19 protein-coding genes are annotated in these 21598 nt (G+C 68.5%); 10 read left to right on the top strand and 9 right to left on the bottom strand.

Annotation, left to right across the window (positions count from 1 at the left end; translation table 11 throughout):
- Window positions 1-92: 92 nt before the first annotated feature.
- On the bottom strand, window positions 93-2003 hold the full coding sequence (dnaA, locus tag ACFWYS_RS11055) for a chromosomal replication initiator protein DnaA (RefSeq protein WP_384765834.1): 1911 nt from the start codon (window positions 2001-2003) through the stop codon (window positions 93-95).
- 383 nt (window positions 2004-2386) lie between these two features.
- On the opposite strand from dnaA, the gene rpmH reads away from it, so the two are divergent.
- From rpmH to ACFWYS_RS11100, 9 genes are all read left to right on the top strand, one after another.
- On the top strand, window positions 2387-2524 hold the full coding sequence (gene rpmH, locus ACFWYS_RS11060) for a 50S ribosomal protein L34 (RefSeq protein WP_015659252.1): 138 nt from the start codon (window positions 2387-2389) through the stop codon (window positions 2522-2524).
- A 21-nt stretch (window positions 2525-2545) separates the two neighbouring features.
- Window positions 2546-2917: a ribonuclease P protein component gene (rnpA, locus tag ACFWYS_RS11065; protein WP_190071020.1), complete on the top strand. Its 372-nt coding sequence runs from the start codon at window positions 2546-2548 to the stop codon at window positions 2915-2917.
- Entirely contained in the window at window positions 2914-3267 is a 354-nt protein-coding gene (yidD, locus tag ACFWYS_RS11070; protein ID WP_384765836.1) for a membrane protein insertion efficiency factor YidD, read from the top strand. Before rnpA ends, yidD begins: the two co-directional genes overlap by 4 nt.
- 3 nt (window positions 3268-3270) lie before the next feature.
- A complete protein-coding gene (gene yidC / locus ACFWYS_RS11075) occupies window positions 3271-4539 on the top strand; it encodes a membrane protein insertase YidC (RefSeq protein ID WP_384765838.1) in 1269 nt (422 codons plus the stop codon).
- 15 nt (window positions 4540-4554) lie between these two features.
- Window positions 4555-5067, top strand: coding sequence for a R3H domain-containing nucleic acid-binding protein (locus ACFWYS_RS11080; protein ID WP_059194365.1), 513 nt, complete (start codon window positions 4555-4557; stop codon window positions 5065-5067).
- 125 nt (window positions 5068-5192) lie between these two features.
- Entirely contained in the window at window positions 5193-5909 is a 717-nt protein-coding gene (rsmG, locus tag ACFWYS_RS11085) for a 16S rRNA (guanine(527)-N(7))-methyltransferase RsmG (protein ID WP_384765840.1), read from the top strand.
- 295 nt (window positions 5910-6204) lie between these two features.
- Window positions 6205-7278, top strand: coding sequence for a ParA family protein (locus ACFWYS_RS11090; protein ID WP_384765875.1), 1074 nt, complete (start codon window positions 6205-6207; stop codon window positions 7276-7278).
- Entirely contained in the window at window positions 7275-8372 is a 1098-nt protein-coding gene (locus ACFWYS_RS11095) for a ParB/RepB/Spo0J family partition protein (protein ID WP_384765841.1), read from the top strand. The genes ACFWYS_RS11090 and ACFWYS_RS11095 overlap by 4 nt, the downstream gene beginning before the upstream one ends.
- A gap of 319 nt (window positions 8373-8691) precedes the next feature.
- Window positions 8692-9309 (top strand): GNAT family N-acetyltransferase, encoded by a 618-nt coding sequence (locus tag ACFWYS_RS11100; protein ID WP_384765843.1) that lies wholly within the window; start codon window positions 8692-8694, stop codon window positions 9307-9309.
- Between the two features lie 70 nt (window positions 9310-9379).
- On the opposite strand, the gene trxA is transcribed toward ACFWYS_RS11100, so the two are convergent.
- The 7 genes from trxA to ACFWYS_RS11135 all read right to left on the bottom strand — a co-directional run bounded on the left by trxA (window position 9380) and on the right by ACFWYS_RS11135 (window position 19112).
- Entirely contained in the window at window positions 9380-9712 is a 333-nt protein-coding gene (gene trxA / locus ACFWYS_RS11105) for a thioredoxin (RefSeq protein WP_093907654.1), read from the bottom strand.
- Between the two features lie 41 nt (window positions 9713-9753).
- A complete protein-coding gene (gene trxB, locus ACFWYS_RS11110; RefSeq protein WP_384765845.1) occupies window positions 9754-10722 on the bottom strand; it encodes a thioredoxin-disulfide reductase in 969 nt (322 codons plus the stop codon).
- Window positions 10723-10892: 170 nt separating this feature from the next.
- Window positions 10893-11819 (bottom strand): anti-sigma factor family protein, encoded by a 927-nt coding sequence (locus tag ACFWYS_RS11115; RefSeq protein ID WP_384765846.1) that lies wholly within the window; start codon window positions 11817-11819, stop codon window positions 10893-10895.
- A complete protein-coding gene (gene sigM / locus ACFWYS_RS11120; RefSeq protein WP_384765847.1) occupies window positions 11816-12553 on the bottom strand; it encodes an RNA polymerase sigma factor SigM in 738 nt (245 codons plus the stop codon). The genes ACFWYS_RS11115 and sigM overlap by 4 nt, the downstream gene beginning before the upstream one ends.
- A gap of 21 nt (window positions 12554-12574) precedes the next feature.
- Window positions 12575-14272: a serine/threonine protein kinase gene (locus ACFWYS_RS11125; RefSeq protein WP_384765848.1), complete on the bottom strand. Its 1698-nt coding sequence runs from the start codon at window positions 14270-14272 to the stop codon at window positions 12575-12577.
- A 139-nt stretch (window positions 14273-14411) separates the two neighbouring features.
- The gene (murJ, locus tag ACFWYS_RS11130; RefSeq protein WP_384765849.1) at window positions 14412-16658 is read right to left on the bottom strand and encodes a murein biosynthesis integral membrane protein MurJ; all 2247 of its coding nucleotides are present in this window, start codon (window positions 16656-16658) and stop codon (window positions 14412-14414) included.
- A 45-nt stretch (window positions 16659-16703) separates the two neighbouring features.
- The gene (locus ACFWYS_RS11135; protein ID WP_384765851.1) at window positions 16704-19112 is read right to left on the bottom strand and encodes a DUF6049 family protein; all 2409 of its coding nucleotides are present in this window, start codon (window positions 19110-19112) and stop codon (window positions 16704-16706) included.
- A gap of 270 nt (window positions 19113-19382) precedes the next feature.
- On the opposite strand from ACFWYS_RS11135, the gene ACFWYS_RS11140 reads away from it, so the two are divergent.
- Window positions 19383-20849, top strand: coding sequence for a CCA tRNA nucleotidyltransferase (locus ACFWYS_RS11140; RefSeq protein WP_384765853.1), 1467 nt, complete (start codon window positions 19383-19385; stop codon window positions 20847-20849).
- Window positions 20850-20969: 120 nt separating this feature from the next.
- Here ACFWYS_RS11140 and ACFWYS_RS11145 read toward each other — a convergent pair whose 3' ends face one another.
- On the bottom strand, window positions 20970-21503 hold the full coding sequence (locus ACFWYS_RS11145) for a hypothetical protein (RefSeq protein WP_384765854.1): 534 nt from the start codon (window positions 21501-21503) through the stop codon (window positions 20970-20972).
- Window positions 21504-21598 lie beyond the last annotated feature (95 nt).

Below are 21598 nucleotides of genomic sequence, written 5' to 3' on the forward strand. Positions count from 1 at the left end.
CGGGGCCCCGCCGGGTCTCCTACCCCAGCCCCCGGCGGCGGATCGCGCGCCGCCCCCCGGCGATCCCGCCCCCCCCGCCCCCCACGGCTCGGTCAGCCGTTCTTGATGCGGTTCGTCAGCTCGGTGACCTGGTTGTAGATGGAGCGTCGCTCGGCCATCAGATTGCGGATCTTCCGGTCGGCGTGCATCACCGTGGTGTGGTCGCGGCCGCCGAACAGCGCGCCGATCTTCGGCAGCGAGAGGTCCGTCAGCTCACGGCAGAGGTACATGGCGATCTGGCGGGCCGTGACCAGCTGGCGGCCGCGGGAGCTGCCGCACAGGTCCTCGACCGTGAGACCGAAGTAGTCGGCGGTGGCGCTCATGATGGCCGTCGAGGTGATCTCCGGCGTCGCGTCGTCGCCGCCGGGGATCAGGTCCTTCAGGACGATCTCCGTCAGGCCGAGGTCCACCGGCTGCCGGTTGAGCGACGCGAACGCCGTCACCCGGATCAGCGCGCCCTCCAGCTCGCGGATGTTGCGCGAGATGCGGGAGGCGATGAACTCCAGGACCTCCGGCGGGGCGTTGAGCTGCTCCTGGACCGCCTTCTTGCGCAGGATCGCGATACGCGTCTCCAGCTCCGGCGGCTGGACGTCGGTGATCAGGCCCCACTCGAAACGGTTCCGCAGCCGGTCCTCCAGCGTGACCAGTTGCTTGGGCGGCCGGTCGCTGGAGAGGACGATCTGCTTGTTGGCGTTGTGGAGCGTGTTGAACGTGTGGAAGAACTCCTCCTGCGTCGACTCCTTGTCCGCCAGGAACTGGATGTCGTCGACGAGCAGGATGTCCATCTCGCGGTAGCGCTTGCGGAAGCTGTCGCCCTTGCCGTCGCGGATGGAGTTGATGAACTCGTTGGTGAACTCCTCCGAGCTCACGTACCGCACGCGTGTGCCCGGGTAGAGGCTGCGCGCGTAGTGCCCGATCGCGTGCAGCAGGTGCGTCTTGCCGAGGCCCGACTCCCCGTAGATGAAGAGGGGGTTGTACGCCTTCGCCGGCGCCTCTGCGACGGCGACCGCGGCCGCGTGGGCGAAGCGGTTGGAGGCGCCGATGACGAACGTGTCGAAGAGGTACTTCGGGTTCAGTCGCGCGGTGGGCTCACCGGGCCCGGGCGCCGGTGCGGGCTGCGCGGCGAGCGGGCCGGGGGCGCCGGTGGTGGGCAGATTGGCGCCGACGGGGCCGCCGCGGTGCACATGGCCGGAGCCGGAGGGCGGCTCGGGCCGGTCGCGGCGGGTGTCACGGTCGTAGTCGCCGCGCGGCTGGTCGTAGTCGGGCCGCTGCTGGTCGTAATCAGGCCGCTGTTGCTCGTAGTCGGGGCGGTGTCCGTCGTAGGAGGGCCGCTCCATCGGCTGCGGGCGGTAGTCCTGGGAGGGCGGGCCGTAGGAGTCCTGTGTGTAGGAGTCCGGTCCGTAGGACTCCTGCGGCGACGCGTACGGGTCCCGCTCCGGGAAGCCGAGTCGCTGCTGCTGCCAGCTGTACTCGTCCTGCGTCGGCCGGGGCCAGCTGCCGGGGCCGGGCTCGGGGCGCTGGTACTCGCTCGGGTAGGCCGGGCGGGCGGTGGGCAGCGGGTCGGCGGGGGCGCCGGGCCTGTGGTCGTCGGTGCGGCGGCGGCCGTAGCTGTCGTAGGAGGGGAGCTCGGGCTCCTCGTAGCGCGGCTGGGGCGGCGCGGGGGGTACCGGCGGGGCCGGGGGTTCGCCGGCGGAGTCGTCGACGGTGATGGCGATGCGGATGGGACGCCCGCACTCGCGGCTCAGGGTCTCGCTGACGATCGGAGCCAGGCGGCCCTCAAGTACGCCCTTCGCGAACTCGTTCGGTACGGCGAGCAGAGCGGTGTCGGCGACCAGCGCGAGCGGCTGGCAGCGCCGGATCCAGTGCTCGTCCTTTCCTTCGACCCCTTGCCCGCGGCCCTCACCGAGAAGTTGCTCCAGTACTCGTGGCCACACTGCGGCAAGATCGGCAGGTACGTCAGCCACAGGGCACGCTCTCTCACGGGTCCCACGAACGTGTGATTGTGGGACGGGTCGGGATTCAATCGGGTGGAGCCAGAATCAAGGGGACAAGGGAACGAATCGGAGTCCAGTCACGGTAGTCAGGGCGGTGGGTGCGGTTCAAGTTGTTGTCCCCAGCCTGTGGATAGTGTCTCCCCGTGACCCCTGGTTTGACCGGATGGCGTAGCCGCGCGTACCGTAACCAGGTCGAGTTGTCGATGGCTGCTGCCGCCTGCCTCCGATGGGCACAGATCGCGTCAGGTGATCGGGAAGCGGTGCAATCGGGCGTAACTGCGAGCTACTCGTGGGCGCACGGTGACAGCCAGGACGGCACCCGCCAAACACCGATTTATCTCTGGAGCCCCCGAGTGAGCAAGCGCACCTTCCAGCCGAACAACCGTCGTCGCGCGAAGACCCACGGCTTCCGCCTGCGGATGCGCACCCGCGCCGGCCGCGCGATTCTCGCGAACCGTCGTGCCAAGGGTCGCGCCAGCCTGTCCGCCTGATTCCGGTCAGGTCATGACGTCGTGCTGCCCACCGAGAACCGGCTGAGGCGGCGCGAGGACTTCGCGACCGCGGTTCGACGAGGTCGCCGGGCAGGCCGCCCGACACTCGTCGTCCACCTTCGTAGCGGTGCCACGGACCCGCACGCGCCTGGGGAGAGCGCTCCCCCGACGCGTGCGGGTTTCGTCGTGAGCAAGGCTGTGGGTGGCGCGGTCGTCCGCAACAAGGTGAAGCGCAGGCTTCGCCATCTGATGCGGGACCGAGTCGACCGGCTGCCCCCCGGTAGCCTGGTAGTCGTACGAGCGCTGCCCGGTGCGGGCGACGCCGACCATGCACAGCTGGCCCGAGACCTGGATGCCGCTCTGCAGCGGCTGCTGGGAGGGGGCGCGCGATGAAGTACCCACTGCTGGCTCTGATCAAGCTGTACCAGTGGACGATCAGTCCGCTGCTCGGGCCGGTGTGCAAGTACTACCCGTCGTGCTCCCACTACGGGTATACGGCCATCGACCGGCACGGTGCGATCAAGGGCACGGCGCTCACCGCCTGGCGCATCCTGCGGTGCAACCCGTGGTCGCTGGGTGGTGTGGACCATGTCCCGCCGCGGAAGCGTCCGCGGTGGCACGAGATGCTGCGCAATGCGTGGCGCGCACAGAAGGGCGGGACCTCCGCCGCCGAAACGGCCACCGAAGGACATGCTCCTTCGAGCCCGGCCGCAGAGACACCGTCCCATGCCCAAGGAGCATGATTAGTGGACACGATTGCCAGCCTCTTCAGCTTCATCACGACACCTGTCTCCTGGGTCATCGTCCAGTTCCACAAGGTGTACGGCGCCGTCTTCGGCCCCGACACCGGGTGGGCCTGGGGCCTGTCGATCGTGTCCCTGGTGATTCTGATCCGTATCTGCCTGATCCCGCTCTTCGTGAAGCAGATCAAGGCGACGCGGGCGATGCAGACGCTCCAGCCTGAGATGAAGAAGATCCAGGAGCGCTACAAGAACGACAAGCAGCGTCAGTCCGAAGAGATGATGAAGCTGTACAAGGAGACGGGCACCAACCCGCTCTCCTCGTGCCTTCCCATCCTGGCGCAGTCGCCGTTCTTCTTCGCCCTCTACCACGTGCTCAACAGCATCGCGAACAACGACACCATCGGTGTCATCAACGAGAGCTTGCTGAAGAGTGCGCAGCAGGCGCACATCTTCGGGGCCCCGTTGGCCGCGAAGTTCACCGACAGCTCTGCCGATGTCGCCGCGCTCGACGCCTCGCTGACCACCGTCCGCATCGTCACCGCGGTCATGATCGTCATGATGTCGGCGTCGCAGTTCTACACGCAGCGTCAGCTGATGACGAAGAACGTCGACACCACGGTGAAGACGCCGTTCATGCAGCAGCAGAAGATGCTGATGTACGTCTTCCCGGTCATGTTCGCCGTCTTCGGCATCAACTTCCCGGTCGGTGTCCTCGTCTACTGGCTGACCACCAACGTGTGGACCATGGGCCAGCAGATGTACGTGATCCACAACAACCCGACCCCGGGTTCCAAGGCGCAGGCCGCGTACCTGGAGCGCCTGACCAAGCACGTCACGAACCACGGCAAGACCCGCAGCCGTGGCGAGCGCGCCATCGTCAAGGCCATCGTCGCCAAGGGCCGCGACCGAAATGAGCACGAGCGCAAGTTCATCAACGGTCTGAGCAAGGCCGGTCTCGCGGCGCAGGCTGATGGCACCGTGGTGAAGAGCGAGGGCGCCGTCGCCACCGTGGCCGAGGACGGTACGCCGACCACCACCGCGACTCCCAAGCGGCAGCAGCCCAAGCGGCAGTCCAAGGCCCAGCGGCAGTCCGGCACCTCGAAGGCGGCCGACGAGCCGACGTCGTTGGAGAAGTCCGAGGAGCCCGAGGACGCCAAGCCGGGCGCCGCCAAGAAGACCGCGCAGAAGCCCGGTAGCGGTGGCCGTAGCAAGGCCCAGTCCGGGCAGCGCAAGGGCGGCCCGCAGCGCCCCAAGTCCCCGTCCAAGAAGTAAGAAGGAGCCCATCCCGTGACGGAAGGCACCACCTCCGCCGCTGCCGAGGGTGCAGACACCCTGACTCGCCTGGAGCAGGAAGGCGAGATCGCGGCGGACTACCTCGAAGGTCTGCTCGACATCGCCGATCTCGACGGCGACATCGACATGGACGTCGAGGCCGACCGCGCCGCTGTCTCGATCATCAGCGACGCGGGCGGCCGAGACCTGCAGAAGCTGGTCGGGCGGGACGGCGAGGTGCTGGAAGCGCTCCAGGAGCTCACGCGCCTGGCGGTGCATCGGGAGACCGGGGACCGCAGCCGGCTGATGCTGGACATCGCGGGCTACCGGGCCAAGAAGCGTGCCGAGCTCTCCGAGCTGGGTGCCAAGGCGGCCGCCGAGGTGAAGAGCTCCGGTGAGCCTGTGAAGCTGAAGCCCATGACCCCGTTCGAGCGCAAGGTCGTGCACGACGCGGTCAAGGCCGCCGGTCTGCGCAGCGAGTCGGAGGGCGAGGAACCGCAGCGGTTCGTCGTTGTGCTTCCCGCCTGATCGGCTCGTTCGTTCTCCCGGCCCCGTCTGCCCGCAGGCGGGGCCGAACTTTGTCAGCCTGATAGTTCTGGTGGTTCTGACGTCGACGCCCGGTGCGTCGGCGCGGTACGGAAGGACGGTCCCCCGTGACGGAGGCAGCGGAGCTTCCCCCTGCTCCTGAGCAGGCACGTGAGGTGTTCGGCGATCGCTTCGCTGATGCGGTCCGGTACGCCGAACTGCTCGCCGAGGCGGGTGTACAGCGCGGTCTGATCGGCCCGCGTGAGGTGCCCCGCCTATGGGAGCGGCATCTGCTGAACTGTGCGGTGCTCTCCGAGGTCGTTCCCGAGAGTGTGATGGTGTGCGATGTGGGCTCGGGTGCCGGCCTGCCCGGCATTCCCCTGGCGCTTGTCCGGGAGGACTTGAAGATCACGCTGCTGGAGCCCTTGCTGAGGCGTACGAACTTCCTGACGGAGGTCGTGGAGCTGCTGGGGCTGGACCATGTGACCGTGGTCCGAGGGCGTGCCGAGGAGGTCATGGGGAAGCTGCCGCCGGTGCATGTCGTGACCGCACGTGCGGTGGCCCCGCTGGACCGGCTCGCCACCTGGGGCATCCCGCTGCTGCGCCCCTACGGCGAGATGCTCGCTCTCAAGGGCGACACCGCCGAGGAGGAGCTGAAGAGCGCGTCCGCCGCTCTGAGTAAGCTCGGCGCTGTCGAGACCTCGATCCTCCATGTCGGCGAGGGCCTGGTGGACCCGCTGTCGACGGTCGTGCGGGTCGAGGTGGGTGAGAGCCCCGGCGGTGTGCGCTTCGCGGCGAAGCGAGCCAAGGCGGCCCGCACAGGGCGGGCACGCCGCCGACGCTGATCCGTCCTGACGACGAGACGTACTCCACACAAGCTGCCAAACCTATGCATGCCGGAGTGTCGCGACAGTTCGGCCAGGGCCGCTGTGCATCGTGTTTCACGTGAAACGTCGCTCACTGCTGCACGGCATCATCAGTCGCGGCCGCGCCGCCGAACCTCGCGACCGAAAACCCCTAGGTTCTCTAGGAGAGGGGCCTCCCGATGACACTCCGTCCTCCTTGCGGGGCACGGAGTTGTCCACAGAGGTGGATTTCTCCACAGAACAACAGGCCTCACTGGTTCACGACCCCGAAGGCATGGGAGGCTCTGTTCATTGCGAGCCTGAAGTCGAGGAGAGTGAATCCTTGCGGTCCGACGCCAACATCGCGGGACCGATGACCGATCCGGTCCCCGGTCCCCGTACCGAGTCGATGGGGGAGGATGTTTCACGTGAAACACCGCCCCCGATGGACGACACTCCCATCGGTCGTGCTGCCCAACTGGCGGTGGAGGCTCTAGGCCGCGCCGGCGAGGGCCTGCCGCGGCCCGAGCAGACCCGTGTCATGGTCGTCGCCAACCAGAAGGGGGGCGTGGGCAAGACGACGACAACCGTCAACCTTGCCGCGTCGCTGGCCCTGCATGGTGGCCGTGTGCTGGTCATCGACCTCGACCCGCAGGGCAACGCGTCCACTGCCCTGGGGATCGACCATCACGCGGAAGTTCCTTCCATCTATGACGTGTTGGTCGAGAGCAGGCCGCTCTCGGAAGTCGTTCAGCCGGTCCCGGATGTCGAGGGTCTCTTCTGCGCCCCTGCCACGATCGATCTCGCCGGTGCGGAGATCGAGCTGGTGTCCCTGGTGGCACGTGAGAGCCGGCTTCAGCGGGCGATCCAGGCCTACGAGCAGCCGCTGGACTACATCCTCATCGACTGTCCGCCCTCGCTCGGCCTGTTGACGGTCAATGCGCTGGTGGCCGGGCAGGAGGTCCTGATCCCGATCCAGTGCGAGTACTACGCGCTGGAGGGCCTGGGTCAGCTGCTGCGCAATGTCGATCTGGTGCGCGGGCATCTCAACCCCTCGCTGCATGTATCGACGATCCTGCTCACCATGTACGACGGCCGTACGCGGCTCGCGTCCCAGGTCGCGGACGAGGTGCGCAGCCACTTCGGCGAGGAGGTGCTGCGGACGAGCATTCCCCGCTCGGTCCGTATCTCCGAGGCGCCGAGCTATGGACAGACGGTGCTGACCTACGATCCGGGGTCGAGCGGCGCCTTGTCTTATCTTGAGGCGGCACGAGAAATCGCGCTGAGGGGTGTCGGTGTCAGTTACGACCCGACGCACGCCCATATCGGCGCCCAGAGCAACCCGAGCATGGTGGAGGGGATCCAGTGAGCGAGCGACGGAGGGGTTTGGGTCGTGGTCTCGGCGCACTGATCCCTGCAGCGGCGACAGAGGCGACAGTGGCCCCGCCTGGGGTAGGGAACGCTACTTCAGCGTCCCCGGCAGCTGTGCCGCTGCTGAACGACCGCGGGGTGGCCGCGGCGAAGGTGGCCACGCTGCCGCCTGTTTCACGTGAAACCGAGGAGCTCTCGCCGATCGGAGGTGCGGAGGCTCCCGCGCCCCCCATGGGCGCGCACTTCGCCGAGATCCCCCTCGACACCATCACGCCGAACCCGCGCCAGCCGCGTGAGGTCTTCGACGAGGATGCGCTGCAGGAACTTGTCACCTCCATCCAGGAGGTCGGTCTCCTCCAGCCCGTCGTCGTACGGCAGGTCGGTCCCGCCCGTTACGAACTCATCATGGGCGAGCGTCGCTGGAGGGCCTGCCGAGAGGCCGGGCTCGACGCGATCCCCGCGATCGTGCGGGCCACGGACGACGAGAAGCTTCTCCTGGACGCGCTTCTGGAGAACCTGCACCGCGCTCAGCTCAACCCGATCGAAGAGGCCGCTGCCTACGATCAGCTGCTCAAGGACTTCAACTGCACGCACGACCAGCTGGCGGACCGCATCGGCCGTTCCCGGCCGCAGGTCTCCAACACCCTGCGTCTGCTGAGGCTCTCGCCCAAGGTCCAGAACCGGGTGGCCGCCGGGGTCCTCTCCGCCGGGCATGCGCGGGCGCTTCTCTCCGTCGAGGACCCGGAGGAGCAGGAGCGGCTGGCCTACCGAGTGGTGGCCGAGGGGCTGTCGGTCCGGTCCGTGGAAGAGATCGTGACCCTGATGGGCTCCCGCCCGCAGAAGACTCAGCGTGCCAGGGGGCCGCGGGCCGGCTCTGTTCCCTCCCCGGCGCTGACGGACCTCGCCACCCGGCTCTCGGATCGCTTCGAGACGCGGGTGAAGGTCGAGCTGGGGCAGAAGAAGGGCAAGATCACCGTCGAGTTCGCCTCTCCGGAGGACCTTGAGCGGATCCTCAGCACGCTCGCTCCGGGCGAGAAGCTGGCCCTCCAGCAGAGTCTTCTGGAAGCTGACGCGGAGGAATCCGCGGACTGAGCCCCGGTGGGTCCGGGAGTTGCTCCCCGGCCGCGCCACGCGGGCCGTGTCCGGTGTGTCCGGACACGGCCCGCTCTTTGCTTTCTGGCGGTATCGATGGAATCACATCGTGGATACGATGCGTTCGGGTATGGCGCATCCACCTGGCAGACCTCTTAGGGGAGGCGGGGGCCATGCGAACGGTGAGCCGCACCGGACTGGTGAGCGCGGGTCTTGGGCTGGGCGCGGTCGGCGGATTCGTCGGCAGCCTGCTCAGGGAACGCAACGCCCTGACAGCCGCTCGTGATGCCGCGGGCGAAGGAAGCGAGGAACAGCCTTCATGGGGCGTCGGCTCGTACCGCTCACGCTGGACAACCTTCCGGACCTTCCCAAGCGTTGCCGCGCGTGTGTCTTCTGGGAGTTGGACCCGGTCAGCGGTGAAGCCTCGGTAAGAGCGGGGACACCTGCCCTGGAGAAGGAAGCCTGGATCTCCGCCGTCCTACTGGACTGGGGCTCATGCGGTCGGGTCGTCTACGTCGACGATGTACCGGTGGGCTTCGTGCTGTACGCGCCTCCGGCTTATGTGCCCCGTTCGACGGCGTTCCCCACGAGCCCCGTGTCACCGGACGCGGTGCAGTTGATGACCGCGTTCATCATGCCGGGCTACCAGGGCCAGGGACTGGGGCGGGTGATGGTGCAGACGGTCGCGAAGGATCTGCTGCGACGCGGCTTCAAAGCGATCGAGGCCTTCGGCGACGCGCGCTGGAAAGAGCCGGCGTGTGTGCTGCCCGCGGACCATCTCCTGGCGGTGGGCTTCAAGACGGTTCGCCCTCATCCCACTTCTCCGCGTCTGCGGCTGGAGCTGCGGACGACGCTGTCGTGGAAGGAAGACGTGGAGATGGCGATCGACCGGCTGCTGGGGGCTGTGCAGAAGGAACCGGCGCTGAGACCGCTCTGAGGCACGCTGTCGCTCTAAAGCGAATGGGCCAACCCTCTTGGGTTGGCCCATTCGTGTTTCACGTGAAACGTCACTCGGCGATGAAGTCCTCAAGGTCGCGGAGGATCGCGGCCTTCGGCTTCGCACCGACGATGGTCTTGGCAACCTCGCCGTTCTGGTAGACGTTCAGCGTCGGGATGGACATGACGCCGTACTTGGCGGCCGTACCCGGGTTCTCGTCGATGTTGAGCTTGACGATCTCGATCTTGTCACCGTGCTCGGCGGCGATCGCTTCGAGGGACGGCGCGATCTGGCGGCACGGACCGCACCAGGCGGCCCAGAAGTCCACCAGGACGGGCTTGTCGCTCTTGAGGACGTCCTGCTCGAAGGAGTCGTCAGTCACATTCTTCAGGGTGCCGGCCACGGCGGGCTCCTTAACTGTTTGGTGCGTGGGGCGGGTGGGGGTCAGACAGAGGTCTTCTCGGGCTCGGCCTGCTCCTCGTCCGCGAGGGCGGCGAGGAAGCGCTCGGAGTCGAGGGCGGCGGAGCAGCCGGTGCCGGCCGCGGTGATCGCCTGGCGGTAGGTGTGGTCGACCACGTCGCCGGCACCGAAGACGCCGGTCACGTTGGTGCGCGTGGAGGGGGCGTCGACCTTGAGGTAGCCCTCCTCGTCCAGCTCCAGCTGGCCCTTGAACAGCTCGGTGCGCGGGTCGTGGCCGATCGCGATGAACAGGCCGGTGACCGCCAGGTCCGAGAGCTCACCGGTCTTGACGTTGCGCAGCTTCAGGCCGGAGAGCTTCTGGTCGCCCTGGACCTCGGCCACTTCGCTGTCCCAGATGAACTTGATCTTCGGGTCGGCGAAGGCGCGGTCCTGCATCGCCTTCGAGGCGCGCAGGGTGTCACGGCGGTGGACGATCGTCACGGACTTGGCGAAGCGGGAGAGGAAGGTCGCCTCCTCCATCGCGGTGTCTCCGCCGCCGATCACGGCGATGTCCTGGTCCTTGAAGAAGAACCCGTCGCAGGTGGCGCACCAGGAGACACCGCGGCCGGAGAGCGCGTCCTCGTTCGGCAGACCGAGCTTGCGGTGCTGAGAGCCGGTGGCGACGATGACGGCCTTCGCCCGGTGGACCGTGCCCGCGGTGTCGGTGACGGTCTTGATCTCACCGGTGAGGTCGACGTTGACGATGTCGTCCGGGAGGAGCTCGGCGCCGAAACGCTCGGCCTGGGCGCGCATGTTGTCCATGAGCTCGGGGCCCATGATGCCGTCCTGGAAGCCGGGGAAGTTCTCCACCTCGGTGGTGTTCATCAGCGCGCCACCGGCGGTGACGGCGCCCTCGAACACCAGCGGCTTCAGCGACGCGCGCGCAGTGTAGAGCGCCGCCGTGTAGCCGGCGGGCCCGGAGCCGATGATGATCACGTTACGGACGTCGCTCACGGCTTGATTCCTCGTCTCTGGAATACGTCATCGGACCGGTGGGAGACCCCTTCAGGACTCTCACCCCACCCAACGGATCCTAAGGGGCGCGCATTCCCACTGTGTCCGGGCACACGGTGAGCCCACACCGTAGGGGGTTGCCGCGCCGGAGGAGACGAGCCGCCGATGTCTCAGGAACGTGGATAGGTGTTGGTCAGGAGGACCTCTGCCTTGATGGACGACCGCTGCTTCACGCAGGTGGCGTCCATGAGGTAGGCGGTGACCCGGCTGATGTCGGAGGCGGCGGGCAGCACGACGAGCAGAGCGTCCTTGCCCTTGTAGACGCCTTCCTCGGCGGCGAGCGCGGCGTCGTTGCGGCCGATGCCCTTCCGGACGCAATCCGGCACCGTGATCTCGCGCAGGATCTTCGGGCTCTTGGTGTCTGGCTCGCCTGCCACACCCATACTCCGGTCCGGAGTGCGAGCGCCGCCTGTCGTGCTCTCGTTCTTGGCGAGGAGATCGACGACCTGCTTCTCCAGCTTCGCCGCGGAGAAGGTGTCGGCGGCGGTGGTGCCCCCGTCGGCGGACGAGCCGGACCCTCCACCGCCCATCAGCGACGTCAGCAGCACGGAACCGAGTCCCAGAGCGGCGGCCGTGAAGGCGGCGCTCAGTACGGCGACCTTGCGTCGCCCTGCCTTCTTGCGGTCCTTGCGGCCGGGGCCAGTCGTGGAGGAGCGCGCGCGGCCTGCCGGACGGTCTGCCGCTGGCGACGTTTCACGTGAAACATGGGAGCCGCTGTCCGCGCCGGAGACCGGGCGGGCGTCTCCAACGTGCGTCGGTGCGTCGACGTCGTCGGGCGCTGTGGCGTTCAGCAGAGCCTCGGCGGCGAGAGCGGCATCGATTCGCCCCGCGACATCGGCGGGCATCCGCGGCGGGCCGGGAACGCTGCCGAGCAGCCCCCGGATCTCCTCCAGCGAGGCGTGGACGTCCGCGCACAGCTCGCACTCGTCCAGATGCCGTCGTACATCAGCGGTCCTGGACGGGGGGAGAAGGCCCTCGGTGAGGTCGGAGATCTCGGCGACGTCCGGGTGCCCGGCCGTGTCAGTCGTGGATGTCACGCTCGCCCACCTCCGCCCTTCACTGCAGCTGAATCACTCGGCCCTGTGTCGCGTGGCTCCGTGCCCTGTCCTGTGACACGTGGACCCGCTGCCGGTGGGACGGATGTCCCCTGGGTCCGGTTCCGCCTTTCGCCGGGGTCTTTGCCCTCACCGGCGCTTTCCGGCCGTAGATGGGTGAGGAGAGGCAGGAGTCTGGCTCTGCCGCGCGCACATCGGCTCTTGACCGTGCCGGTCGGCACATCCAGGACCCGGGCCGCCTCCGCCACTGGATAGCCCTGCATGTCCACCAGAACGAGCGCCGCACGCTGGTCGGGTGGGAGTGTGCCGAGCGCCTCCAGCAGCTGGCGGTGGAGATCGTTGCGCTCCGCGGGCGCCGAGGCGGACTCGTGCGGCTCCAGCAGCTGCTCAAGGCGCTCGGTGTCGTCGACCGGGGAGGTCTTCCGGGAGGCGGCCTTGCGGGCGCGGTCCAGACAGGCGTTCACGGTGATCCGGTGCAGCCACGTCGTGACGGCCGACTGGCCCCGGAAGGTGTGGGCGGCCCGGTAGGCGGAGACGAGGGCGTCCTGGACGGCGTCAGCAGCCTCCTCGCGGTCGCCGAGCGTCCTTAGCGCCACCGCCCAGAGCCGGTCGCGATGACGCCGCACGAGCTCACCGAAGGCGTCGGGGTCGCCCTTTACATGCTGGGCGAGAAGGTCCTGATCGCTTGTGTCGCCGTATGCGCTGCCATCTGCCATCGGACCCCCTCCCCCTCACTCTCAGCTGTTGACCTTGACGTCCATGATCCTGCCGCGGAACTGACCGTCGTCGGCCTGCCGCGGCAGATCGGTCAGCCAGACCAGAAGATAGCGGGTCTTGGTGGTCTGGCCGGGCTTGAGCGTCACGCTTGAGCCGGAGCCTTCGGCCACCTTGGCGTAGCTCTCCAGGGTCGTCGGTTCGCTACCGGTGTCACCCGAGGCGGCGCGCAGTTCCACGGAGGTGTCGCCGACGAAGGTGATGGTCACCTTGCCGACCTGCTGGACCTTGCCGAGATCGAGGATGACTCCGACGCCCGACTTCAACCGTCCGAAGTCGGAGCTGGTGTAGAAGCTCGTCTGCCAGTACGTGTCCGGAGCGGTGTCGTAGATCTTGTCTATGTCTCTCGGGTTCTCGGAGCCGTCCGAGCCGAGCGGGTCGAAGTCACGGACACCCTGGATGGCGATCGGCTTGCTGACCGGCTTCGCCTGGCCCTTGTCGTCGTCTTCCGTCGTCTGCGTCTGATTGGTGTCCTCGGACTTGCCGCCCTGGTCCATGAGCGCGTCCGCCAACTGCCAGCTGCCAAGGCCCAGAGCGGCGATCAGCAGGGCCGACACGGCCCACTTGAGGGCCTTGCCGGTGCGGCTCTGCAGTGGGGCCGGTGGGGTCGGGACCGGCTGGGTGGCGCCGGGATGCTGCGACTGGCGGCCGTACGTGCCCTGCTGGTACGTCGTGCGCTGATAGTCGGGCGGGGCCGTGAACGACGGCTCCGGCGGGCGGATGCGGGGCATCTCGCCGACCGCCTTGACCAGCTCCTCCGGCGTCGTGCACGCGGACTCGTGCCGGGAGGCGGTCGCGCCGTTGTTGGCCAGCGCGCGCATGGTGAGCTCGGACAGCCCGCGGTGAACGCCGGCGCGCACCTGGTCGGGGGCGATCAGACCGACGTCCTTGGGCAGCCCGGACAGGCCGTAGGCGTCGCTCTCGTACGGCCAACGCTGGGTGAGCGCGGCGTACAGCAGGGCACCGATGGCCTCCGTGTCGGTGCGCTGCGGGGTGTCGGAGCTGATGCCGCGCAGCGCGGCGTTCACCGCCAGGCCGCGGATGCGCCACTGCCCGGAGGAGGTGCGCAGCACGGCGTTCGGGTTGAGCCGGAGATGGGCCAGACCCTCACGGTGGGCGGCGGCCATCGCGGCGGACACCTGGGTGACCATCTGGTACGCCTCGTAGACCTCCAGCGGGCCAGGGGCGAGCAGGGTGGTCAGTTCGGTGGCGTCGGGGAGCCACTCATGAACGACGTAGACCAAGTCGTTCTCCTCGACGGCGTCGAGGACCTGGACGAAGCGGGGGTCGCCCAGCAGCGCGGACGAGCGTGCCGCGGCCAGGACGGAGCGGGCCCGTGTGTGGTCCGCGGGCAGGATGTGAACGCCGACGGCGCGACGGAGTTTCTCGTCGACCGCACGCCAGCTGCTGAAACCGTCCAGACGGGTGACGCACTCCTCAAGGCGGTAGCGTCTGGCGAGCTTGTGGCCGCTGTGCAGCTCTGGTGGTGAGGCTTTCCCGGGACCCTCGGTCCCGCCGCTCCCCTGTGCCTCGTCGGTGTCCGTGTCCCGCTCCCGATTCTTGGCCACCCCGTCGGCCGTGGACTGGTCCGCTTGTGCGGTCAGCGGCTCGTCGCCGCTGTTGTCTGCCACGTCGACGGCAGCCGTGCTCCGTTCCGCCACCGTCGTTCCTGCCTCCCCATCCATTGCGCGCCGTCCGACAACCGTGCGCGCCGTCCGACGCCGAAACCAATTGTGCCCACAGTCCGCCGCTATGCACGACACACGGTGGCGGACGATGGTTGTGCGCGTACCCCCTGCTTCAGCGACCCAGGCGTCCGCGAACCATGCCGACCAGGGAGTTCAGCTCCTCGATACGCATCCTGCGAGCGGCGATGAAGAAGACCCCGAGCAGCACGGCTCCGCCGCCCAACAGAGCCGCGAAGGAGCCGAGGACGCCCTGACCGAGGGTCTTGGCGATCCCGTAGCAGGCCGCACCGCTCAGCAGTACCGCGGGCACCGAGGCGATGCAGAGTCTGGCGTACGTCCGCATCACCCGTGCACCGTCCAGGTCGCCGCCGAGCTTCTTGCGCAGCCGGCCCCAGGCGACGCCGACGCCGATCGCGTAGGCCAGGCCGTACGAGGCGGCCATGCCGACCACGGCCCAGCGGGCCGGGATGACGAAGTAGCAGACGGCGGAGGCGGCCGCGTTGACGGTTGCCACGATGACCGTGTTGTAGAAGGGGGTCCGCGTGTCCTCGTAGGCGTAGAAGGCGCGCAGGACGACGTACTGCACGGAGTACGGGATCAGGCCGAGGGCGAAGGCCATCAGCATGAAGCCCATGTTGGTGGCCGCCTGGGTGCCGGACGGGCCGAAGATCAGCGTGCACATCGGGATGCCGAGTGCGAGGAAGCCGAAGGAGATCGGGACGATCGCGACCGCGGTCGTGCGCAGCCCCTGGGAGATGTCGTCGCGGACGGCGCCGGCGTCGTCCTCCGCGGCCGAGCGCGAGATGCGCGGCAGCAGCGCGGCCATCAGGGAGACCGTGATGATGGCCTGCGGGAGCCCCCAGATGAGCTGGGCGTTGGCGTAGGCGGTGAAGCCGGTGCCGTCGATGTCGGTGTCCGACACCGCGGCGGTGGCCAGCTGGGTGACGACGAGCGCACCCGCCTGGTTGGCGAGGACGAACAGGATTGTCCACTTGGCGAGCATCGCGGCCTTGCCGAGACCGTGGCCCTTCCAGTCGAACCGCAGCCGCAGTCGGAAACCGGTCTCGCGCAGATACGGGATCATGGCCAGCGCCTGGACGACGAGGCCCAGCAGGATCCCGATGCCGAGGAGTCGCTGCCCCTCCGGCGGGATGCTCGTGACGCTCATGCCGGAGTGCTTGGCGGTGCCGTACACCCAGAGGAACATCCCGAGCGTGACGATGATGACGATGTTGTTCAGGACTGGGGTCCACATCATCGCGCCGAACTTGCCGCGGGCGTTGAGGATCTGCCCCATCACCACATGGACGCCCATGAAGAAGATCGAGGGCAGGAAGTACTGGGTGAAGGTGACGGCGACGTCGTTCGCCGCGGGGTCCGACGCCACGGGGTTGGACAGCACGCGCACCAGGAGCGGCGCACCGGCCATCGCCAGTGCGGTGAGTACGGCGAGAGCCACCATCACGAGCGTCAGCAGCCGGTTGGCGTAGGCCTCCCCGCCGTCGTCGTCATCCTTCATGGCACGGACGAGCTGCGGAACGAAGACGGAGTTGAGACCACCGCCGACGGTGAGGATGTAGATCATCGTCGGCAGTTGGTACGCCACCTGGAAGGTGTCGCCGAGGAAGCCGGCGCCCAACGCCGCGATGATCATCGCGGACCGGACGAATCCGGTGAGCCGGGAGACCATCGTGCCGGCCGCCATCACGGCGCTCGACTTCATCAGTCCACCGACGCGCCCGCCCTTCTTCGCAGCGGGCGCCTGAGCCGGCGCGGGGGCGGATGCCGGCACGCCGGCCTCTGCCGCGGGAGGCGGCGTCGGCCCCTGCTGCGGGGGCTCGCCAGGGGCCGACGAGGGGCCGGGGACCGTGGGCGGCTGGTAGTGGGGGTGGCCGCCCTGCTGCTGGTCACGGAAGAGGTGCGCGAAGGCGTCGTGCTCGTGGCGCTCCTCGGTGGAGTGCGTGACGAGGTCGTCGACGCCCACGTACTGGGTCGTGCGGGGGTCGTCGCCGTACGGCAGGTACTGGCTCGGGCTGTCCGGCTCGGGAGCCGGGGTCTGGGCCCACACGTTCGGGTCGGGGGCGTACGGCGACTGGGGCGGCTGGGCGTACAGCGGCTGCTGGGGCTGGTAGGTGCCCGGCGGGGGCGGCGGGTGGGCGGAACGGTCGTAGAGCGCTTCGGCGACCGGGTCCTGGGTGGAGAGGTCCTGGGCTCGGTAGGGGTCCTGGTCGTAGGCGTCCTGGAGGTACATGTCCGCGGGGTGCTGCGGCGGCACCTGGCCCGGCTCGGGCGGCGGGCCCTCGGGGTGCCCCGAGCTGCCCGCGGCCTGGCCGCGGTCACCGTCGTACGGCGCGTTCATGGCTACCCCACCTCATCGTCCCGGGCCCACCGGCCACGACTTCGCTCAACGGTCCACTCTCTCACCCGTGCCGGACGGGTCGGCGCTTTCCGCTGCGGTGTCCGGTGTCGGGTCACTCGGCTGCTCCGGGGCGTCTGCCCGGGTTCCGGTGACGGACTCCTCCTCAACAAGGTTCTCGGTCGTGAGACGGTCCTCGGGGCCTTCCGGGTTCTCCGGGTCGCCGTCCGTCTCGCCCGTCTCCTGGGCGCCGTCCTCCTCGGCCTCGCGGGCCGCCGCGCGCTTGCGCTGCGTGTACATACGGAACCCGGCGAGAACGAGCAGGAGGAAGCCGCCGCCGATGACCAGCATCACGGTGGCCGTGAACTCGGTGACCTTCACGTCGAACCTGACGGGTGCGCCGTACGCCTGGCCGTCCTCCGTGTACAGCTGGGCGATCACCTCGGCCTGGCCGTTGGCCTGAGCCGACGTGGGGAACTTCACGGTCTGGCTGTGTCCGCCGGAGACCGAGACCGGCTGTTCGGAGTAGGCCTCACCATCGATCTCAAGGCGCCTCGGGCTGGTCGAGGTGAGTCGCAGCACCAGGTGATCGACGCCCTGCACCAGGTTGTTCTGCACGGTCACGGGGATCGTGGCACTGCGTCCGGAGAGCTTGGTGTCGGACTTCTCGATCAGCGTGACCTGGCCGACCAGCGAGTTGATGTACGCCTCGACGGTGTTGCGGTAGTCGGCCGCGTCCGCGGAACGGCCGCGCCACGACGTGGACATCTCGCGGTTCATGGCGCGCCCGAAGGGGGTCACGACCCGGGACTCGCGGGTGAGGATCACCTTGAACTTGTCGAGCTTGTCCTGCGTGGTCTCGATCTGCTCGAAGGCCGCCCGCGGCAGCTCCTGCTTGCGCAGCGAGGAGGGGTAACTGGACGCCGCCGGAACCTTGGTGGTGGCTCCGGAGTCCGGCTTGGCCGTGGCGGCGGCCGTGAGCTCCTGGGACTGGGACCAGGTACCGCCCTGGAGCGCCGTCACCGCCGCGGCCATTGCCTGGGCCTCGCTGGCCGTAGGCATCCGTTGCGGGGCGACGACGATGCTGCGCTGTCTGTCCGCCTGGTGGTTGAGGGCCAGGCTCTGGGCCAGGAACCGCTGCACGGCGAGCGTCGAGCTCGACGCCCTCGTCAGGTTGCCCTGGAACACCGTCGACATCCGCGCGTCCGAGACGACCGCCGTCGTGCCGCCGCCGATGGGGCGGGCCGCGGAGGGCGTGTAGGGCAGGCCGCCCGTCTCCACCAGGCTGTCGTTGCGGGCGATCACCTTGTCCGCGCCGGCGGAGGTGGCGACCTTGACGATGGACGGGTCGACGGCGCCGTTCACGGGCCAGGCGAAGTCGGTGGTCGCCTCCACATGGAGGATCGAGTCGACCGTGTCGGCGGCGACGTCGGTGGCCTCCTTGAGGTGGCTCAGCGAGCCGGTGACGTTCGTGCCGTTGTGGGCGAGGGAGGCCAGGTCGGGGTCGCCGAAGGGCAGGGCGACGACTTCCTTGTCCTGCACCGCCTCCTGGAGCTCGGCCAGCCACTGGTTGGCGACCCCCTGATGAGTGCCCGCCGTGGTCGTGTCGCCCTCGCCCTGGATGCGGTAGCTCTCCGTCATCGCGTCCACGGAGGCCAGCAGATCGGGGTCGATCACCCAGGTGACGTCGAGCTCCTTGCCCAGCGACACGAGCTGCTGCAGACGGCCGCCCGGGGCGATCTCCTTGGCGAGGTCGTCGTCGTGGAAGACCGGCGTCTGCGACTCGTCCGACCCCGTCTGGGCCGTCATGCGCGCGGTGGAGACGAGCGGCCACAGCACGGTCGTCCGGGTCTTCGGGTCGGTCTCGTCGGGCTGCCACGGGAGGAAGGTCCGCTGGATGCCGAGCACCTTCTCCCACGGCTGCGCGGACGTCTCGCCGGACAGGGATGCGGCGAACTGGTAGACGCCGTCCCCGCCGAGGTCCAGCTTGTCGACCGGCACGGAGATGCTGAAGCGCTGGGCGACGCCCGGGGTGAGCTTGGCGAACTTCTTGATGTACTTCCCGCCCACCGGGGTGCCGTCGAGGCCGTCCTGGTAGTCGCCGCGCTGGGCGGCCGCGTCGACGTCGGAGCGCGTGTTCAGCGCCGGCCCCAGACGCAGGTCCACATGGGCGTCCGTGACGGCCTGCTTGCCCTCGTTGGTCACCGTGCCGGACACGGTCAGCGTGTCGCCCTCGCCGGGGACGGCCGGGGTGAGCGAGTCCACGGCGACGGATACCGGGTCCGAACCGGCAGCGGCCTTCAGGGAGCCCTGCCCGGCGGCGTGCACAGGGGACGCGGTGGGCAGCTGGAGCAGGCCCGCCAGTAGAGGCGCTGCGGCGAGCAGGGTTCCTGTCCGCCGCAGCCACCGGCGGGCAGGTGAGGCACTCGTCCCCTGGAAGTCTGCCGCCTCGGCCACGCGCTCGCCCGTCCCTCGTCGTCGTCAGTGGTCGTCGGAATGTGCGTCCACGCATGGTAACGATGCGCGCTGAGGGGAAGTGCCGCGGTGTGGTCCACAAGATCGGGCCGCACCCATCGGACTGTCCTGTATGTGCAGGTATAAAGAGGAGCGTTTCCCTGTGCCTCAAGAGCAGTCCTTGTGCACGTATGGATAGAGGTGTCCGTGCGCGCGGTGTGCACGTTTAATGGAGGCGCCCGCGGCCGCCGTGGCCACGTACCCTCTTCTGTTGTGCCGAACGCCAACGAAGACAAGCCCAGTGCCCTGAGTCAGGTGCAGCACCGAGCGGTGAGCGAACTGCTGCGGGTCGCCCCTGTCGCCGACGACCTTGCCCGCCGATTCCAGGATGCCGGGTTCTCACTCGCCCTGGTCGGCGGATCGGTCCGGGACGCGCTGCTCGGCCGGCTCGGCAACGACCTGGACTTTACGACGGACGCCCGCCCCGAGGACGTACTGAAGATCGTCCGCCCATGGGCCGACGCGGTGTGGGACGTCGGGATCGCCTTCGGCACGGTCGGTGTCCAGAAGAACGCCCGCGTTGGTGACGTTGACCGATGCTTCCAGATCGAGGTGACGACCTACCGCTCGGAGGCGTACGACCGGACCTCGCGCAAGCCCGAGGTGTCCTACGGCGACTCCATCGAGGAGGACCTCGTCCGGCGGGACTTCACGGTCAACGCGATGGCTGTCGCGCTGCCGGAGAAGGAGTTCGTCGACCCGCACGGCGGGCTGGAGGACCTTGCGGAGCGTGTGCTGCGCACGCCGGGGACCCCCGAGGAGTCCTTCTCGGACGACCCGCTGCGCATGATGCGGGCGGCACGCTTCGCGGCGCAGCTCGACTTCGAGGTCGCTCCCGAGGTGGTGACGGCCATGAAGGAGATGGCCGGGCGTATCGAGATCGTCTCGGCGGAGCGGGTTCGGGAGGAGCTGAACAAGCTCGTTCTCTCCGCCCACCCGCGCAAGGGCCTGACGCTGCTGGTCGATACCGGGCTCGCGGACCACGTGCTGCCCGAGCTGCCGGCCCTCCGGCTGGAGCGTGACGAGCACCACCGGCACAAGGACGTCTACGAGCACACGCTGATCGTCCTGGAGCAGGCGATGGCGCTGGAGGAGAGCGGTCCCGACCTGACTCTCCGGCTGGCCGCGCTGCTGCACGACATCGGCAAGCCGCGCACCCGTCGCTTCGAGCAGGACGGCCGGGTCTCGTTCCACCACCACGAGGTGGTCGGCGCGAAGATGACCAAGAAGCGCATGACGGCGCTCAAGTACTCCAACGAGCTGGTGAAGGACGTCTCACGTCTGGTCGAGCTCCACCTGCGTTTCCACGGCTACGGCACCGGAGAGTGGACGGACTCCGCCGTCCGCCGCTACGTCCGTGACGCCGGCCCTCTCCTCGACCGACTCCACAAGCTGACCCGCTCCGACTGCACCACGCGGAACAAGCGCAAGGCGTCCGCGCTGTCCCGCGCCTACGACGGCCTGGAGGAGCGGATCGCCCAGCTCCAGGAGCAGGAGGAGCTGGACGCCATCCGCCCCGACCTCGACGGCAACCAGATCATGGAGATCCTCGGCGTCGGTCCTGGCCCGGTCATCGGTAGCGCGTACAAGCACATGCTTGAGCTGCGGCTGGAGAACGGGCCGATGGAGCATGACGAGGCGGTGGCCGCACTCAAGGAGTGGTGGGTCGAGCAGAGCTGAAGCGGTTGTGGACACGGGGTCATGTTTCACGTGAAACATGACCCCGTTCCATAGAGAGCGGTACGCATCGAGGGCTGTGTTTCACGTGAAACACAGCCCTCGATGCGCGGAGAGGTCAGGTCAGACAGCCGAGAGGCACAGCAGGAAGTTGTCGCCGTCGCCGGTCTGGGCGTAGAAGCTGGTGGCGCCACTGACCTTGCGGCACTCGCTCTCGGCGGTGAACGACGTGTAGGTGCCCTCGATCTTCTTGAGTACCTTGCCCTCCGCCTCGGAGGAGGAGCAGTCCACGACCTCCATGCGGGGCTTCGAGGCTGTCGCCGTTGAAGCGGACTTCAGGCAGTCGCCCACCGCGGCGTTCTCGGCGTCGTCCAGGCTGATGATGTAGCCGACGATGAGCATGATGCCGACGATCACGGCGGCGCCGACGTTCTTGATCGTTTTGAAGCTGACCCTGCGGCGAGGCTGCTGCGGCGGAACCGGCGCATACGGCGCCGCTCCCTGCGGTGGAAAGCCCGGCTGGCCCGGCTGCTGCGGGTAGCCGCCCTGGGGCGGGTACGGGGCCTGGCCCTGGGGCTGGCCGTAGGGCTGCTGCCCCTGTCCGTACGGGTTCTGGCCCTGGGCGAATGGGTTGCCCTGAGGCGGCGGAGTTGTCACTTGGGGTCCCCCTAGAACATGGCTGTGTGATCGCGAACATTGGCGCGAAATAAGACCCACGTAAGCTACCGGGCTCCACTGACAACTCCTCACCC

It is taken from the genome of Streptomyces sp. NPDC059010 (genome assembly GCF_042740355.1).
GTDB lineage: Bacteria > Actinomycetota > Actinomycetes > Streptomycetales > Streptomycetaceae > Streptomyces.